Annotated in this window: 11 protein-coding genes; 8 read left to right on the forward strand and 3 right to left on the reverse strand. The window is 35.2% G+C overall.

The window, feature by feature from the left end; all coding sequences use genetic code 11:
* From AC3ITQ_RS20590 to AC3ITQ_RS20600, 3 genes are all read right to left on the reverse strand, one after another.
* Positions 1-573, reverse strand: coding sequence for a molybdenum cofactor guanylyltransferase (locus AC3ITQ_RS20590; RefSeq protein WP_489235968.1), 573 nt, complete (start codon positions 571-573; stop codon positions 1-3).
* Positions 574-791: 218 nt separating this feature from the next.
* Positions 792-1,538: a sulfite exporter TauE/SafE family protein gene (locus AC3ITQ_RS20595; protein WP_489235969.1), complete on the reverse strand. Its 747-nt coding sequence runs from the start codon at positions 1,536-1,538 to the stop codon at positions 792-794.
* Between the two features lie 183 nt (positions 1,539-1,721).
* On the reverse strand, positions 1,722-2,894 hold the full coding sequence (locus AC3ITQ_RS20600) for a molybdopterin molybdotransferase MoeA (RefSeq protein ID WP_489235970.1): 1,173 nt from the start codon (positions 2,892-2,894) through the stop codon (positions 1,722-1,724).
* Between the two features lie 938 nt (positions 2,895-3,832).
* Here AC3ITQ_RS20600 and AC3ITQ_RS20605 point away from each other — a divergent pair.
* From AC3ITQ_RS20605 to AC3ITQ_RS20640, 8 genes are all read left to right on the forward strand, one after another.
* Positions 3,833-6,964, forward strand: coding sequence for a SusC/RagA family TonB-linked outer membrane protein (locus AC3ITQ_RS20605; protein ID WP_489235971.1), 3,132 nt, complete (start codon positions 3,833-3,835; stop codon positions 6,962-6,964).
* Between the two features lie 15 nt (positions 6,965-6,979).
* Positions 6,980-8,452 carry a RagB/SusD family nutrient uptake outer membrane protein gene (locus AC3ITQ_RS20610; RefSeq protein WP_489235972.1) on the forward strand — a complete coding sequence of 491 codons (1,473 nt, stop codon included), beginning with the start codon at positions 6,980-6,982 and terminating at the stop codon, positions 8,450-8,452.
* A gap of 28 nt (positions 8,453-8,480) precedes the next feature.
* Positions 8,481-10,406 (forward strand): arylsulfatase, encoded by a 1,926-nt coding sequence (locus AC3ITQ_RS20615; protein ID WP_489235973.1) that lies wholly within the window; start codon positions 8,481-8,483, stop codon positions 10,404-10,406.
* A 367-nt stretch (positions 10,407-10,773) separates the two neighbouring features.
* Entirely contained in the window at positions 10,774-11,835 is a 1,062-nt protein-coding gene (locus AC3ITQ_RS20620; RefSeq protein ID WP_489235974.1) for a sterol desaturase family protein, read from the forward strand.
* Between the two features lie 105 nt (positions 11,836-11,940).
* A complete protein-coding gene (locus AC3ITQ_RS20625) occupies positions 11,941-12,660 on the forward strand; it encodes a rhodanese-like domain-containing protein (protein ID WP_489235975.1) in 720 nt (239 codons plus the stop codon).
* A 10-nt stretch (positions 12,661-12,670) separates the two neighbouring features.
* On the forward strand, positions 12,671-14,287 hold the full coding sequence (locus AC3ITQ_RS20630; RefSeq protein ID WP_489235976.1) for a sulfatase-like hydrolase/transferase: 1,617 nt from the start codon (positions 12,671-12,673) through the stop codon (positions 14,285-14,287).
* A gap of 104 nt (positions 14,288-14,391) precedes the next feature.
* On the forward strand, positions 14,392-15,654 hold the full coding sequence (locus AC3ITQ_RS20635; protein WP_489235977.1) for a YeiH family protein: 1,263 nt from the start codon (positions 14,392-14,394) through the stop codon (positions 15,652-15,654).
* A 51-nt stretch (positions 15,655-15,705) separates the two neighbouring features.
* Positions 15,706-17,361 (forward strand): arylsulfatase, encoded by a 1,656-nt coding sequence (locus AC3ITQ_RS20640; protein ID WP_489235978.1) that lies wholly within the window; start codon positions 15,706-15,708, stop codon positions 17,359-17,361.
* Positions 17,362-17,482: the final 121 nt, after the last annotated feature.

The raw sequence follows: 17,482 nt of genomic DNA on the forward strand, positions 1-17,482 counted from the left end.
CTAACTTAAATTGATATTCAGGTCGTTTAATTCGTCAACCGAATTAATGTTTGTTAAATGAAAGTTTTCACTTTCGTCAATATTGAGAATTTGATGCGGAATTTTCGCCAGCAAATCCATCATTTTTAATTCATCGTTATCAATTGCGCTTTTGATAACGGGCAATACTTTTTTAGAATAAATCCCGATCAACGGATGTAATCTGCTTTCTGAAGCAAAAACTGTAATTTCAGCTTCGTTATTATGTTTTGAAATAAGTTCCGATAATAACTCTGTTGAAATTAACGGAATATCACAACTTAAAATCAAATTAAATTCGGTTTCAGAATTCGTCAATGCCGTATAAATTCCTCCTAATGGTCCTTTATCTAAAATAATATCCGGTATTTTTTGATACGGTAAATAATCATATTCTTTGGTTGCTGTTATTAATTTTATTTGATCCGTAATTGGTAAAATCGCCTGAATAATGTGTTCAATGAATGGCTTATCTTGAAACAAAACCAATCCTTTTTCTGACTGCATTCGGGAACTTTTTCCTCCACAAAGAATAAATACTGTTAGTGTTTCCATGACTTTTATTTTTGTTTCAGGTTTTCTTTGTTTCATGTTTCAGGTTGAAATGAGAAAAAATTTTACCGCAAAGAGCGCTAAGGTTTTTTATCCATTGGCAACTTTTTTAAAAGTAAAGTTCGCAAAGCTAGATCTATACAAAGCTTTGCGCACCTTGTTGTTCAATAAAATTATTTAGGCGAAAGAACATTGCGTACTTTGCGGTTAATTTTAATTTATTACGGAAAAATTAATTTAATGCTTGCCATTAAAATCACTGATCCTAAAACAATTTTTAATGTTTTATTAGAGAAATAACCACTTCCATAATAGCCACCCAAAACGCCACCTACAACGGCAATCGGGACCAAGTAAAAACTTTCTGTCGGAACTGTTTTTCCTCCTAAAAAGAAGCCCATAATTCCGGCGAATGAATTCACAAAAATGAACAAACTCGAAATCGCTGCCGATTCTTTAATCGAAGCCCATCCTAAAAACAATAAAATCGGACTCAATATAATTCCACCACCGATACCCAGCATTCCGGATAATAATCCGATAATAAAACCAATTGCCAAAGCAAAAGGTAAATTGATCTGAACCGCTTCTTTTTCTTTAAAATTGAATATTCCGAACAATCTTAGCGCTGCAAAAACCAATACAATTCCCAAAATAATTTTATAAACTGTATTATCCAAAGTGATAAAACCACCAATAAACGCAGCTGGTATTGAAGCTATTGCAAACGGATAAAACAATTTCGGTTTAAAATAATTCATTCGATAATAAAAGAAAAACGAAATACTCGAAACAAATAAATTCAATAGTAAAGCCGATGGTTTCATCACTGAAACAGGAAAAGCAAAAATAGTCATCAAAGCCAAATAACCCGAAGCTCCACCATGTCCAACGCTTGAATATAAAAATGCAATCACAATTAATGCAAAGCTAAAAAGGAGGATATTTTCGGAACTAAGGAGATTCATTTGTTTTTTGTTTCAGGTTTTCTTTGTTTAAAGTTTCAAGTTATTGCTGTATGTTTAAAATTACACACTGCTGTCTAAGTTTGAAATTCTTTATTCTTTATTCTTTATTCTTTATTCTTTATTCTTTATTCTTTATTCTTTATTCTTTATTCTTTATTCTTTATTCTTTATTCTTAAAACATTCTAATTAATCGGCAATAAAGTCACTAATTGTCCTTTTTTAAAAGCTTCAACATCATCCGGAACAATCAATAAACTGTTGGCAATTGCAAACGTATTTAGCATTGATGAAGCCTGACTATCTAAAATGGTGACATTGGTTTCATCATAGAGTGCTTTTAAAAACAGTGTTTTTCCAGTTGTATTGGTTACAGCACCATTTAACTTGCGAACTAATTTTGGCAAATGAATATCTGAGAATCCCATTCGGTTTTTAATTGCAGGATAAACATAGATATAAAAATTGGTCAATGATGAAGCCGGATTCCCAGGCAAAGCAAATACTAAAGTATCCTTTTTAGATCCAAAGAACATTGGTTTTCCAGGCTTTTGGTTGATTTTATAAAAAAGCTCCTCTACTCCATTTGCTAATAAGGCATCTTTTACGAAATCATAATCTCCAACAGAAATTCCTCCAGAAATTAAAACAACATCATATTTTTCAAGAATCCCTTTTAGTGCTTTTTTTGTGGCTTTAAGATTGTCTTTTACCTTATAGACTTTTGTCTTATTGATTCCGATTGTCTGAAGCGCGGCTTCTAACATTACCGAATTACTTTCGTAAATTTTACCTTTCGGTAATTTTTTACCTGGTTTTACCAATTCGTTTCCGGTTACTAAAATAGCCACTTTCGGCTTTTTATAAACTGTTATTTCCGTTATTCCCAAACAAGCTAAAAATCCAATTGCAGCAGGCGTTATTAAAGTATTGGCTTCAAAAACAACTTCTTCTTTTGCAATTTGTTCTCCTTTATTGCGAATATTAGAAAATTGCGGTGGCATAGCAGCAATTAAAATCGAATCCTTATTTGCTAAAACATGCTCCTGCATTACCACTGTATCTGCGTTTTTTGGAACAAAAGCTCCGGTAAAAATACGTACAGCTTCATTTTCATTCAGTTTTATATTGGAATGATCTCCAGCCTGCGAAGTACTTATTACATCATATTGATGTTTTTCGCTGTGAATGAAGGCATAACCATCCATAGCCGATTGGCGAAAAGGCGGCATATCAATTGGAGAATATAATGTTTCTGCCAGGATATAACCCAGTGCTTTACGAACCGGAATTATTTGAACCGGCATATTCGAACTGTTTTCAGCCACTATCGCTAAAGCTTCACTTACTTTTATCATTTTAAAAATATAAAACTACGTATAAATACTTATTACAAATATAAGTATTTATTTATAGGATGAATAAAAAATTTGAATTTATTTTAATATCTATAAAATTAGTCTAATTTATTCAAAATCAACTTCAAAAATGACTCTAGTTTTTGCATAAAAACTTGTAGCGGAATATAAAATAGTCTTTTTTAGACGTTTTCATTTCCATTCTTTACTTTTTTGAGAGCTTTAAAACTTAAAAAAAGATATAAAATACTTACTTTTTCAGGTTTATAAACTATAGTTTTTTAACATTTTACACCTTAAGAAAATTACAATCAAAATACTAACAATCAACAACTTAACTACTTAAAAAGAAATAAAAAAATATGCCTTTCCAACTAATTTCAAAAAAAACTTCAGAAATTTTTGGTTTTTATTAGATTAAAATTAACTTTGTCTATAGGATTAGTAGAGTTTAAAATCATATTTAAAACCAAAAAAACTATATTTTGAAAACAACCGCAAGCATATCGTATTTAAATCTTCAAAAAAAATACACTTATAACACTTTTTGTTATATGTGCTTCTGTTGCTAAATCTCAGCATTTTTTTTCGTTAACCGATGATTTTCTTATTCATTCTAAATCGGAACCAAAAACGAATCTTTTTAAAATTCACCAAAAGAATACTTATTGAAAATTCCAATAATCTATTTAATACATTTCTGTATTAATCAGATTCTTGAAACTATACCTATAAATCAAAAAAAATAATTAATAACTAAATAAACTAAAAATGAAAAAGATGCACCGCTGCTGTTTATAAATAAAAAAAGCCATTTCTGCGGCAACAGAAATGGCGAGGCTTAAAGAATATTTATCGCTAAATCAAGAACACATTTACAGGTGCTGAAAAATCAGCGCCCAGGGCGTCTTGTTAATTACTTAAACCAGTACAAAGAAATGAAAAAAAAATTAAAAACATACTCATTACTATTTCTCCTGCTTCTGACGGCAGGGGTTAATGCTCAAAATACGACGCCGTTAATTCAGTCAAAATTAGATGGAACTATAGTTGATGACGTTACAAATCAGCCCATTATTGGAGCTTCAGTAGTTATTAAAGGAACAACTCACGGAGTTCAAACCGATGCAGAAGGAAAATTTTACTTTCAAACCGGTCAGAAATTACCTTATACTTTAATCATAAGTTATATTGGATACAAAAAAACCGAAGTTATTGTTGATAAAAACCCGGTAACGATAGGCATTAAAGAAGAACGCCAGGAACTAGATGAATTAGTAGTTGTAGGATACGGTTCTCAAAAACGAAAAGACATTACAGGTTCTGTCGCTTCTGTTCCAAAAGCCAATCTTTCGCAGGTTACCTCATCGGCAGATAACTTATTGCGTGGTGCCATTCCAGGGGTGGTAGTTACACAAAGTTCTGGTCGTCCCGGCGCGTCGTCCAGTGTACGTATTAGAGGAGGAAACTCAATTACGGCTGGTAATGAGCCGCTGTATGTACTTGATGGAATCTTAATTTACAATGACAATAACAACAGTACTGCCGGGGTAACAAATGCAGGTGCAACTGTCAATGTGTTATCAACTATTAATCCTGGTGATATTGAGTCTATTGAAGTATTAAAAGATGCTTCTGCAACAGCAATCTACGGATCACGTGGAGCTAATGGAGTGGTAATTATCACCACAAAAAAAGGAACAAAAGGTCAGGATATTATTTCTTACCAGGGTTATTTTGGATTTCAAAATGTTTCTAAAAAACTAGATTTAATGAATGCCAGCCAATGGGCTAGCTTACGTAATGATGTTCAGGCAAGTATTGGTCAGGCCCCTTCTTTTTCAGCTGATCAAATAGAAGCGTTTAAAACTTCAGGAAGTTATGACTGGCAGGATGCTGTTTTTAGAACTGCTGCACCAATACAAAATCATCAATTATCTTTTTCAGGCGGAGATGAGAAATCACGCTACTCCATTTCAGCAGGTTACTTTCAACAGGAAGGAATTGTAATCGCTTCCGATTTTAAACGAATCTCTCTTCGTGCTAATTACGAAAGAAATTATTCTCAGAATTTTAAATTTGGAGTAAATGCAAACTATAGTAATTCTATATCCAATGGTATCGGTACTAATGGTGGTTCTTCTGCAGGAAGACAGCCAAACCCGTTAGTTGTAGCCTTATATCAACCTCCGGTAGTGCCAATCAAAAACTCTGATGGAAGTTATAATTTAACCGATAATCCTTACGCTACAGCTGTTAACGGTATTGTTCCTAATCCAATTAATGACTTAGAAAATACTATTAACGAAACTAAAATCAACAGAATTTTGGCAAGTTTATTTGGTGAATATAAGATTACTAAAAAACTTACTGCAAAAGTGGCTGTGAGTGGAGATGTCCTTGATACCAAACAAAACTATTATGCTCCATCAACTACCACTACCGGAGCTGGTACTAAAGGTTTAGCTTCTGTTGGTAACAGATTAGTAAGTTCTGTTTTGAATGAAAACACTTTAAACTACAACACTAATTTTGGCGAAAATCACAAGTTCTCTGTTTTAGGAGGATACACACTTCAATACACAAAAGGAGAAGTTGTAAATGCTGGTGCCAATACTTTTGTAAATGATGCCAATACTTACAATGCTTTACAAGATGGTGTTCCGGTAAAACCTTATAGTGATGCTTTTGAAAGTGTTTTAAAATCATGGTTAGCCAGAGTAAACTACTCGTATAAAGGAAAATACAACTTTACGCTTTCAGGACGTGCAGACGGTTCTTCAAGATTTGGTTCAGAATCGCTTTGGGGTTATTTCCCATCGGCAGGATTTTCATGGAATATTACGGATGAAGAATTTGCGAACAACATCAAAGGTGTAACAGAAGCCAAACTGAGAATAACAGCAGGAACAACCGGAAATCAGGAAATTGGAAACTACCTTTCTTTAGCGCAAATGGGTTCTGTAAATTATGCTTTTGGAGGAACATTGCAAACAGGTTTAGCTCCTACCCGATTGGCAAATCCGGATTTGAAATGGGAAAAAACAAATCAATATAATATTGGTTTAGACTTATCCTTATTAGACAGAAAAATCAATTTTGTTTTTGATGTGTATTACAAGAAAACAAATGATTTATTGATCAATGTACCAATTCCGTTGACTTCTGGTTATGCAACTGTTCTACAGAATATTGGTGGAGTTGAAAATAAAGGTCTTGAAATTGGTTTGATTACAGAAAATATCAAAACCGACAATTTCTCATGGAATTCTAATTTCGTTTTCTCTACCAACAAAAACAAAGTCGTTTCTATTGGAAATGGAGTTGATCAGTTTTTCCCGGTTGTCCCAAATGGTTCGTTATTGCAACAACAGCCTGTAACCGTAAAAGTTGGTTTGCCTTTAGGAACTTTCTGGGGATACAGAACGAATGGAATTTTCCAGACTCAGGAAGAAGTTAACACACAACCAAAAATCAACAGTTTAGCCAACACAAAAGTGGGAGACAGAAGATATGTTGATAGCAATGGCGATGGTGTAATTACGGCTCTTGATAAAGGAAATCTTGGAAGTTCTCAACCAAAATTTGTTGGAAGTTTCAGCAACACGATTTCGTACCACGATTTTGATTTGAATTTCTCTTTTCAGGGAGCTTCTGGTGGAAAAATATTCAATGCACTGAATCAGCAATTAGAGATTTCGACTCTTGGAACTAATGCTAACGTTACGCTCGAAGATCGCTGGACACCAACAAATCCAAGTAATGAAATTCCAAGAGCAACAAGTTCTCCTCTTGGAATTGTTTCAGAACGTTATGTTGAAGATGCTTCTTTCTTAAGACTAAAACTAATCACTTTAGGCTATACTTTACCTAAGAGTATTTCAACAAGATTAAAAGCAAAGAGTATTAAATTCTACGTTTCTGCAGAGAACTTAATTACATGGACAAAATACACTGGTTACGATCCAGAGGTAAGTTCATACGAACAAAACAACTTATACCCGGGAATTGACTTTGGTTCTTATCCAAACTCTAAAACATTCATTTCGGGACTGAACATAACTTTCTAAGTAAAAAAATAAACGATGAAAAAGATATTTATAACATTCATATTTAGTGCCGGTCTATTTGTATCGTGTGCAGATTTAGAGGTAACACCAACCTCTTTTGTAACCGAAGATAATTACTTCAAAACACAAGACGACGCTGTTGCAAGTGTAACTGCAGTTTATGCTTCTTTAAGCCTTGATCCGGGAGAGCAAAGTTTATTTGGAAGAAATCTTTATTTCCTAACCGATATGGGATCTGATTATGCGGCGGCAGGAGTTTCTGCAACAAATCCACAGGTAAGAGCAATGAGCAGTTTAACGCACGATGCCACTAATGACCGTGTTCAGGTGGCCTGGCGCCAAATTTATGCAGGAATCAACAGGGCGAATGTATCGATTGATAATATCCCAAAGGTCGCTGGTACGGAAGCAGTTAAGACGAGATTGATTAATGAAGCTAAATTCATCAGAGGATTATTATACTTTCAGGCAGTTCGTATTTGGGGAGGTGTTCCAATTGTTTTACACGAGCCAACTTCTATTGAATTGGAAAACTTAAAAGCCAAGAGAGCTTCTGTTGAAGAAGTTTATACTCAAATTATATCCGATTTAAAAGATGCTGAAAGTTTGCCAGCAACTTATCCTGCAACTGATGCCGGACGCGCAACTTCTGGAGCTGCAAAGGCAATTTTAGCCAAAGTCTATCTAACCAGAAAAGACTGGCCAAATGCGATTGCAAAATCAAGAGAAGTAATTAATGGAGGATACGGATATGCTCTTTTTGAAAATTTCGCAGACATTTTTAATAAAGCAAAAAAGAATGGCAAAGAACATATTTTTTCTGTTCAGTTTGAAAAGAACCAAGCCGGAAACGGTTCAAGCGGAAGTACTTTTCAATCTACTTCATTTACAGGATTCACTGCAACAGAACCGGCTGATATTATTTCGGATGTAGCCTTGTTTTATGATATCTATGCTCCTGAAGATACTAGAAGAGATGTGAGCTATGCTAAACAATTGTTGAATCCAGCTACCGGAACGCTCTATACTTTTCCAAAACCGATTTTTAAAAAATATTTGGATTTAACCAATTTGGCAACTCCGGGCAACGTAGCAATCAATTTTCCCCTTATTCGTTATGCCGACATTTTATTGTCTTTAGCGGAAGCGATAAACGAGCAGGGAGCACCAACTCCGGAAGCTTATGAATTGATTAATCAGGTGAGAAGAAGAGCTTACGGAAAAGATATCAATACGCCAGATCCAACAATAGATTTAACTGGATTAACGCAAACCTCTTTTAGAGCTGCTATTCAGGAAGAGCGCAAAAAAGAATTTGTTCAGGAAGGACAAAGATGGTTCGATTTAGTGCGTTGGGGAACTTTAGTTACTGAAGTAAAAAAGGTAACTGCTAAAAACTCGGTTTCTGAAAGAAATAATCTGTATCCGATTCCGCAAAGCGAAAGAAGCATCAATCCTGATGGTTTACCACAAAACCCTGGATATTAACAATTAACCACAATTAAAACTATAAATTATGAAAGAATTTAAAAATAACATTTCAATCAAAAGTCCTAAAAAAGGACTCTTGATTACGGCATTGCTAGCAGTACAATTTGGCTTTGCCCAAACAAAACCAGAAGAATTTAAAGGTGTAATCGGAAAAACCTTAGCCGATTCTAAAGAATATTGGCCAGAGCCCGTAAAAGCACCTAAAGGGGCACCAAACGTAATCTGGATTTTGTTGGATGATGTAGGATTTGGGGCTTCGACAGCTTTTGGAGGTTTGATTCAAACGCCAACTTTTGATGCTTTAGCAAATAATGGTTTACGTTATACCAACTTTCATACAACTGCGATTTGTGCCCCTACCCGTGCGGCGCTTTTAACTGGAAGAAATTCAGGAAGAGTACACGTAAGCGGTTTTTCACATACTATTTTATCCGCCGGTTTCCCAGGTTGGGACGGAAGAATTCCTTCTGACAAAGGAACGATTGCAGAAATCTTACGCGAAAACGGTTATAACACTTTTGCTGTTGGTAAATACGGTGTGACTCCAGATGAAGAAGCAACAGATGCAGGACCATTTGACAGATGGCCAACCGGAAAAGGTTTCGATCATTTCTACGGATTCTTAGGTTCACAAACCGATCAATACAATCCAGATTTAGTTGAAGATCAGGTTCACGTTACGCCTGACGGACGCCATTTAAATGAATTAATTACTGACAAAGCCATTAGCTATATTAAAACGCAGCAAAAAGCAGCACCCGGAAAACCTTTCTTTTTGTACTACGCACCTGGAGCTGCTCATGCACCACATCAGGTAGCTACAAAATGGAGTGATCCATACAAAGGAAAATTTGACAAAGGCTGGGACGCTTACCGCGAAGAAGTTATTGCAAACCAAAAGAAACTGGGTGTAATTCCGTCTAGTGCCGTTTTACCCGAACGCAATCCGTTAATTACAGACTGGAAAAAACTAACTCCGGATCAAAAGAAAGTATATGCCCGTTTTATGGAAGTCTATGCAGGATTTTTAACTTATACAGATTATGAAGTGGGGAGAGTTGTGAATTATCTAAAAGAAACCAATCAGTTAGACAATACCATAATTTTTGTTGCGATTGGAGATAATGGAGCCAGTAAAGAAGGTACGACAGAAGGCACAATCAACCAAAGTTTGTTTTCGCAAGGAACATCTGATGAAGAAAACCTGAAGAAAAACTTAGCTAACATTGACGAAATCGGAACGGCAAAAGGTTTAAATACCAACTTCCCTTTAGGGTGGGCACAAGCAACAAACGTTCCTTTCAAAAACTGGAAACAAGATGCACAATCTGAAGGAGGAACTCATAATCCGCTTATCGTTTTTTATCCAAACGGAATTAAAGACAAAGGTGGTATCAGAAATCAATACAGCCATGTAACCGATTTGCTTCCTACCACTCTTGATATTACAGGAATAAAAGCTCCGGAATACATCAAGAATGTAAAACAGGATATTATTCAGGGTTCTTCTTTTTATGCTTCTTTGGATAATGCTAAAGCAGAATCATTACACAAAGTTCAGTATTACTACATTTTCGGAAACAGAGCGATTTATAAAGATGGCTGGAAAGCCGGAGCTGCACATTTACCAGATTCCTTTGCTGTTAAAAAGTCTTTTGGGAAAAATGAAAAACCAGCTCCAAGTAATTTTGATGCAGATGTTTGGGAATTATACAATCTAAATGAAGATTTTAACGAGCGTAATAATCTGGCACAAAAATATCCAGAGAAATTGGCCGAACTTAAAAAACTGTTTGATGAACAGGCCAAAGAAAATAACGTTTATCCGTTAATCGACTGGCAAGATGTATACAACAGAAGAATACACAATACTGGTGCCGATAAAGGTAAAACGGTTCAGGATTTAATTAAACAAGCAACAAAACCAGGAAGCGCAGGAAGTTCTAATTAATAAAATTTTATCCTGGAAGTTTTAGAAACTTGCAGGATAAAATTCAATTTGCAAATAATAAGAGACAGCAAAAATAGAACTGAAACAACTTATATAACAAAATCTTACAAAATAATTAAATTTAACTCTACTAATTAGATAGAATTAATAGTTTTATTTTTACACCAACAATCTAGTGGTGGATTTTAAAAACAGGTTTAAAAAGATTTAATAAAGCACTTAAGTAATAAAAAAAGAAGCAATGAAACGAGTAGACTATGAAATTATAGGAAAAAAAATCATCGTGGGAGCGATTGTTTTTTTAGTTCCGCTAGTCATATTGGCGGGAGGTTTAGCATTAATTAATCAATTTTTAAAATAAGAAATCATGGCAATAGTTCAAAAAGAAAAACTAACAAGAGATTTAAGTATTAGTCTTTTAATATACAGTTTGCCTGTATTGGCAATTTTCCTTTATTTCAAATTAACGAATGGCCTTGTAGCAGAATCGCATATTACATTGCCATCGTATTTAGAATTTATACAACCTGCTTTCCAAAATATCCGAACTTGGGGACTAACCGTTTTCATGTTGGTTTTAGGTGCAGTCGAATTTACAGCAGGTTTGTACGATGATGAATGGACAGGTCAGGAACGCAAAGTAGATATCATTTGTTTCTTAGCGCCTAAATTGCTTTTACCACCCGTAATTGCTTTTTTCAGCTTAACTGCTTTACCCTATTTAATTCCAAATCTGGCTAATTCACTTTCATGGGTTCCTTTTTGGGGCGGATTTTTCCTGATTGCAATTGCTGACGATTTAACACAATATTGGTATCATAGATTGCATCATCAGGTTCCGTTTTTATGGCGTTTTCATAGAACACATCACTCTGCTCCATATATGGGAATGGCGATGGCTTCAAGACAAAACTTTATTTACACGCTTTTCTTCTCTCAAATTTATTTGACTGCTACTTTAACGTTTTTAGGTTTAGGATTGCCTGCCTTATTTGTTTTGGTTATCAAAAGCATCATTACTTTGGGAGCGCACTCAAGTCTTAAATGGGATAAACCATTTTATAAATACAGAGCATTGCACCCGATTGCATGGGTTTTAGAGCGTTTGATCTCGACTCCGGCAACGCATCACGCTCATCACGCAGATACAAGCGGAGACGGTGTTGGGCACTTTAAAGGAAATTTCGGAAATATGTTTTTCATTTGGGACGTGATTTTCGGAACGGGTTTAATCACTCGTAAATACCCGGAATCATATGGAACAAAATCATACAAACAAGAAGAATGGTACGCACAGTTTTTGTGGCCAATATTCAAATCTAAAAAAGAAGGAAGCCCACTTGCCGAAGGTGTAGTTGCGTTTCCATTAAAAGCAAAACCAGAAAACGTTACACCGAGTCCGGTTTATTACGAACAGGTTCAGTCTTAAAAACTAAAATTAGTTTTCTAAAATTAAATGTAGCAGTGCAATCAAAATTAAACTTTGAAAGCACTGCTAATTTTTATTGCCCTGGAAAATTCTAAATCTCAAATCATGACAAACAAAATATTCAAAAGTAGTTTTACAGTCTTATTTTTTCTTTTTGCCACAAGTGGTTTTTCGCAAGATAAAAGCTCCAGTAGTATTGTATTACTGGATGCCTTTTATGCGAAAATTAAAAGTCAAAAAAATCCGCAAATAATTGATGCCAGAGGAACTGATGAATTTGCATTAAACCATATTGAAGGTGCTGTAAACTTCAATCTTAAATCGGAAGATTATGAAAAACAGGTTGCGGCTCTAAATCCGGCAAAACCTGTATTTATTTATTCAATTGCCGCCTACAGAAGTGGCCTTTTATCAACCGAATTAATAAAAAGAGGCTTTTCTGAAGTGTATATTTTAGAAGGCGGAATTGCCAGCTGGATTGGTGGCGGAAAACCTTTTTACACCAATTTAAAAAGCAAATTAACATTGCCGGAGTACAAAAAAATTATTGCCGATAATAATTATGTTTTGGTTGACATTGGTTCAAAATATTGCGCAACCTGCAGAACAGTAAAACCAATTTTAGAAAATCTCAGAACACAATATGGTGAGAAACTGAAAATTGTTCAAATTGAACTGGAAGAAAGCCCGCAAGTAATCGCTGATTTAAAAACAGTAAAAGTCTTCCCTACTTTGATCTTATATCAAAATGGAAAAATCGTTTTCAAAAAAGACGGTTTGGGAGATTTGAAGAATGATGTTGATGTAGCGTTGGCTTCAAAATAAAATAAAAATTATGGCATTAACCAAAACCAAAAAAATCGTTTTCTCGATTTTAACTGTATTACTAATCATTGCTGTTTTTTTATTCTGGCCTATCAATACTGATGGAACATTGATAAAACCAAATGAAAAATTAGTCGAAGGAAAAGCAGCATTTCTCGCTCAAAAAGATACTTCAAGAACCGCAGAAAAAAAGCCTAATATTATTATTCTGCTTGCAGATGATTTAGGAAAATATGACATTTCATTGTACGGAGGAAAATCAACTCCAACACCTCAGATAGATTCTTTGGCAGCTTCCGGAGTTACGTTTACAGATGGATATGTTTCTTCTTCCATTTGTTCGCCTTCGCGCGCCGGATTACTTACAGGTCGTTATCAGGAACGTTTCGGTCATGAATTTCAGCCCGGAGATCGTTATCCCAAAAACAACTTAGAATATTACGCTTTTAAGTATTTAATCAATACCAATAATTGGCGATTGAATGATAAAATCGAATATCCAAACGATGCTTCAATTGCCACTCAGGGTTTGCCACAATCTGAAATCACCTTTGCCAATTTAGCAAAAAAAGAAGGCTACAGCACAGCAATTATCGGAAAATGGCATTTAGGACACAACAAAGGATTTTTTCCTTTAGACCGAGGTTTCGATTATCATTACGGGTTTTACCAGGCTTTTTCACTTTACACGCCAGAAGATGATAATCCGGATATTATTAACCATCATCATAAAGATTTTACCGATAAAACGATCTGGGGAAATGGTCGTGTCGGAACCGGGCAAATTCGTCGTGATACAACGATTATAAAAGACAGGAAGTATTTAACCGAAACATTTGCTGATGAAGCGGAGGCTTTTATTGACAAAAATAAAACAAAACCTTTTTTGCTTTATGTTCCGTTCAACGCACCGCATACACCATTTCAGGTTCGAAAGAAATATTATGACCGTTTTCCGAATGTAAAAGATGAAAACAAACGTGTTTATTTTGCCATGATCAGTGCACTAGATGATGCTATTGGAAGAATTGTAGCCAAAGTAAAAAAAGAAGGACTGGAAGAAAATACTCTAATCATTTTTGCCAGCGACAATGGCGGAGCCGATTATACTTTTGCAACCACAAATGCGCCTTTAAAAGGTGGAAAATTTTCTCATTTTGAAGGTGGTGTAAATGTTCCGTTTGCCTTGTCATGGAAAGGGAAAATCAAACCGCATACCATTTATAAATCACCGGTAAGTACTTTGGATATTTTTGCAACTATTGCAGCAGTTACACACTCGGGTTTACCAAAAGATCGCATTTATGATGGCGTTGATTTAATTAGTACCGTAAATGAAAACAAAGTAGCCCATAAAACTTTGTACTGGCGTTCCGGCGATGCAAAAGCCATCAGAAGCGGTGACTGGAAATTAATCATTAGCGGAAAAACGCACCAGGAATGGCTTTATAATTTGGCTAAAGATAAATCTGAAACCGTTGACCTTGCCCAAGTAAATCCAGCCAAAGTAAAAGAACTTCATATTGCTTTACAAAACTGGGAAAAAGGTTTGGTTAAACCTTTATGGCCCAATTTAACGCATTATGAATTTGACTTTGGCAAACAAAAATACTTTGTCGATTTGTAAAACCTATATTCCTGCAAGGTTTCCAAAACCTTGTAAGTTTAATTTATGTAACCAAATAACAACACCTACAAGGTTTTGAAAACCTTGCAGGAAATAAATATAAAATGTCAACTCAAACAAAACAATTTACCATCCATGAAGATTGGACAGTCGTCATTCTCGGATTCCTGATCATCGCAATTTCTCTTTTTCTTTTCCTTCCTGAAGTTCCTGTTTTTAAATGGTCAAACGGAACAGAATTGTCAAAGGATGTCTTTGATTTTGGAAATCTGAAAATCATTGGAATCCAATTTCTATATCTGATTTCAATTGGAACTTTGGGCGCTTTTTTAATTGGAAAATCGGTTAAATATTTTTTACTGGTTTTTCCAATCGTCTATTTCTTAACAGTAATTGCCTTGATAATTGCAGGAAATACTGAAATAAAAGCCTTAAATTTAGAAGCCGTAATTTTCAGTTTGATAATTGGTTTGGCAATTGGCAATTTTTTCAAACTTCCGGAATGGTTTCGCTCTGCCCTTTCTACAGAAGTTTTTGTAAAAATTGGATTGGTTCTCTTGGGAGCAAGTGTGATTTTTTCAGATATTCTAAAGGCCGGTTCTTTAGGATTGATTCAGGCTTTGATTGTGGTTTTATCAGTTTGGTATTTTGCTTTTTGGCTTTGCCGAAAATTAAAAGTAGATGACGAACTGACGATGATGATTTCGAGTGCCGTTTCCATCTGTGGTGTTTCTGCAGCAATTGCAACATCTGGCGCGATAAAAGGCGATTCAAAGAAACTGTCATATGTTATTTCGATTGTTTTGGTAACTGCCATTCCCATGATGATTTTCATGCCCATAATTGCCAAATATTTCAATTTTCCGGAAGAAGTTACCGGGGCCTGGCTTGGAGGAAGTATTGACACTTCGGGCGCTGTTGTGGCTTCCGGAACTTTGGTTGGAGAAACAGCTTTAAAAATAAGTACTATTGTCAAATTTTCTCAAAATGTATTATTAGGATTAGCAGCTTTTGCAATCTCCGTTTATTGGACGTATACGCATAATAATTCGGCGGAAGCCAAAACATCAAAACCTACATTAAAAGTAATTTGGGAACGTTTTCCAAAGTTTGTAATTGGTTTTATTCTGGCCTCAATAGTATTTTCTTTTTTCCTTACGTCAGAAGTTCGGGACGGAGTAAAAGACAGTTTAAAAAATTTACAGGGAATCTGGTTTGCATTAGCATTTACAAGTATTGGCTTAGAAACCAATTTTAAAGATCTCTTTCAAAATAATAGTAAAAAACCACTATACGCCTTTCTAATTGCCCAATTATTCAATGTTCTTGTTACACTCTTAATAGCCTTTTTACTTTTTAGCAAATAATTTAGATTACCACTATAAGTCTGAATACCGACTTATTAAATTTAAAATAAAATGAAAAAATTATCTCTTACATTCAGCCTTTTTCTTTCTTCAATTATCTTGATTCAGGCGCAAAATAAAACAACCTCAACTGCTTCAAAACCGAATATTATCCTGATTATGGTCGATGATATGGGTTATTCCGATTTAGGAAATTATGGTTCTGAAATTAAAACACCAAATCTGGATAAATTAGCCGGTGAAGGTTTACGCTTACGCGAATTTTACAATAACTCGATTTGTGCTCCAACCCGGGGTTCACTTTTAACGGGACAATACCAGCACAAAGCCGGAATGGGTTTCTTTGATGTTAATTTGGGATTGCCGGCGTATCAAGGTTATTTGAATAAAGAATCTTTGACTTTAGGTGAAGTTTTTCGTTCCGGAGGCTACAGCACTATTTTATCCGGAAAATGGCATGTTGGTTCTGAAGATCAGGCGCAATGGCCCAATCAACGTGGTTTTGATAAATTCTATGGCATATTAAAAGGTGCTTCGAATTATTTTGATACCAAAGGTTTGCCTTTCGGAAAAACACCTTATCCGGTGAAATTGATTCGTAATAATGAAGAACTGCATCCAAAAGATGATTCGTATTATTTTACAGATGAAATTGGGAATAATGCGGTCACTTTCTTAGACGAGCAAAACAAAGAAAACAAACCTTTCTTTTTGTATTTAGCCTTTACCGCGCCGCACTGGCCGTTGCAGGCAAAACCGGTTGATATTGCCAAATACAGAGGAAAATTTGACGAAGGCTGGGATGTTTTAAGAGAAAAAAGAATTGAGAAACTAAAAGCAAATGGTATTTTACCAGCTGACCAAACGGTTGCACCAAGAGATCCTGAAGTTCCGGAATGGAGTAAACTGACTTACGACGAAAAACAATTTTGGAAAGCAAAAATGGAAGTTTATGCCGCAATGGTCGATAATATGGATCAGAATGTCGGGAAAGTATTAGACAAGTTAAAAGCACTCAAAAAAGACAAAAATACACTGATAATCTTCATTTCAGATAATGGTGCACAAGGTGGATTTAACACTTACAATCCGCTTGGAAGAGGTTTAGTTCGAAATGAAGGACCAGTTGGAACTTCAGGATCATTTGATTATCAGGAACAAAACTGGGCTTATTTATCTAATACACCACTTCAACAATATAAGAACAACATGCACGAAGGTGGTTTCAGCTCTCCTTTTATTGCCTGGTTTCCATCAAAAATAAAAGCAGGCCGAATTGATAAAGGAACTGGCCATATTATCGACCTCGCTCCCACTTTTTATGAATTGGCCGGAATTGAATATCCCAAAGAATATAATGGCGTGCATTCAAATCCGTTAGCAGGGAAAAGTTTATTACCCGTATTATTTGACAATGTTTCTGAGGTAAACAGAGGCGCACCATTATTTTGGGAAAGAGCAGGAAACAGAGCCGTTCGCGATGGCAAATGGAAATTAGTTTCGACATATCCGTCGTATGAATGGGAACTTTACAACATTGAAACGGACCGTGGTGAAACAACCAATGTGGCGCAACAAAATGCTGGAATTGTCAACAAACTTTCTGCTTCTTATTTTGAATGGGCAGACAGAACCGGAGTTGTCGAATACAGCAAATTTAAATTGAAACCAGAGGTAATGCCTGGTGGGGCAATTTTAAAGAAATAAAAATGTCGTGATTACGGCTCTTAATAACACTATAGACTAAAACATATTAATCTGTATATGAAGTATTTGACTGAATTTTTAAATTTTATCAATAACTTTAAGCTATCAAAAAGAATAAATT

The organism is Flavobacterium sp. KH_001, from assembly GCF_057840745.1.

Coding starts and splice junctions, on each gene's coding strand:
- AC3ITQ_RS20590 (WP_489235968.1), bottom strand. CDS start 573: ATGGAAACACTAACAGTATTTATTCTTTGTGGAGGAAAAAGTTCCCGA.
- AC3ITQ_RS20595 (WP_489235969.1), bottom strand. CDS start 1,538: ATGAATCTCCTTAGTTCCGAAAATATCCTCCTTTTTAGCTTTGCATTA.
- AC3ITQ_RS20600 (WP_489235970.1), bottom strand. CDS start 2,894: ATGATAAAAGTAAGTGAAGCTTTAGCGATAGTGGCTGAAAACAGTTCG.
- AC3ITQ_RS20605 (WP_489235971.1), top strand. CDS start 3,833: ATGAAAAAAAAATTAAAAACATACTCATTACTATTTCTCCTGCTTCTG.
- AC3ITQ_RS20610 (WP_489235972.1), top strand. CDS start 6,980: ATGAAAAAGATATTTATAACATTCATATTTAGTGCCGGTCTATTTGTA.
- AC3ITQ_RS20615 (WP_489235973.1), top strand. CDS start 8,481: ATGAAAGAATTTAAAAATAACATTTCAATCAAAAGTCCTAAAAAAGGA.
- AC3ITQ_RS20620 (WP_489235974.1), top strand. CDS start 10,774: ATGGCAATAGTTCAAAAAGAAAAACTAACAAGAGATTTAAGTATTAGT.
- AC3ITQ_RS20625 (WP_489235975.1), top strand. CDS start 11,941: ATGACAAACAAAATATTCAAAAGTAGTTTTACAGTCTTATTTTTTCTT.
- AC3ITQ_RS20630 (WP_489235976.1), top strand. CDS start 12,671: ATGGCATTAACCAAAACCAAAAAAATCGTTTTCTCGATTTTAACTGTA.
- AC3ITQ_RS20635 (WP_489235977.1), top strand. CDS start 14,392: ATGTCAACTCAAACAAAACAATTTACCATCCATGAAGATTGGACAGTC.
- AC3ITQ_RS20640 (WP_489235978.1), top strand. CDS start 15,706: ATGAAAAAATTATCTCTTACATTCAGCCTTTTTCTTTCTTCAATTATC.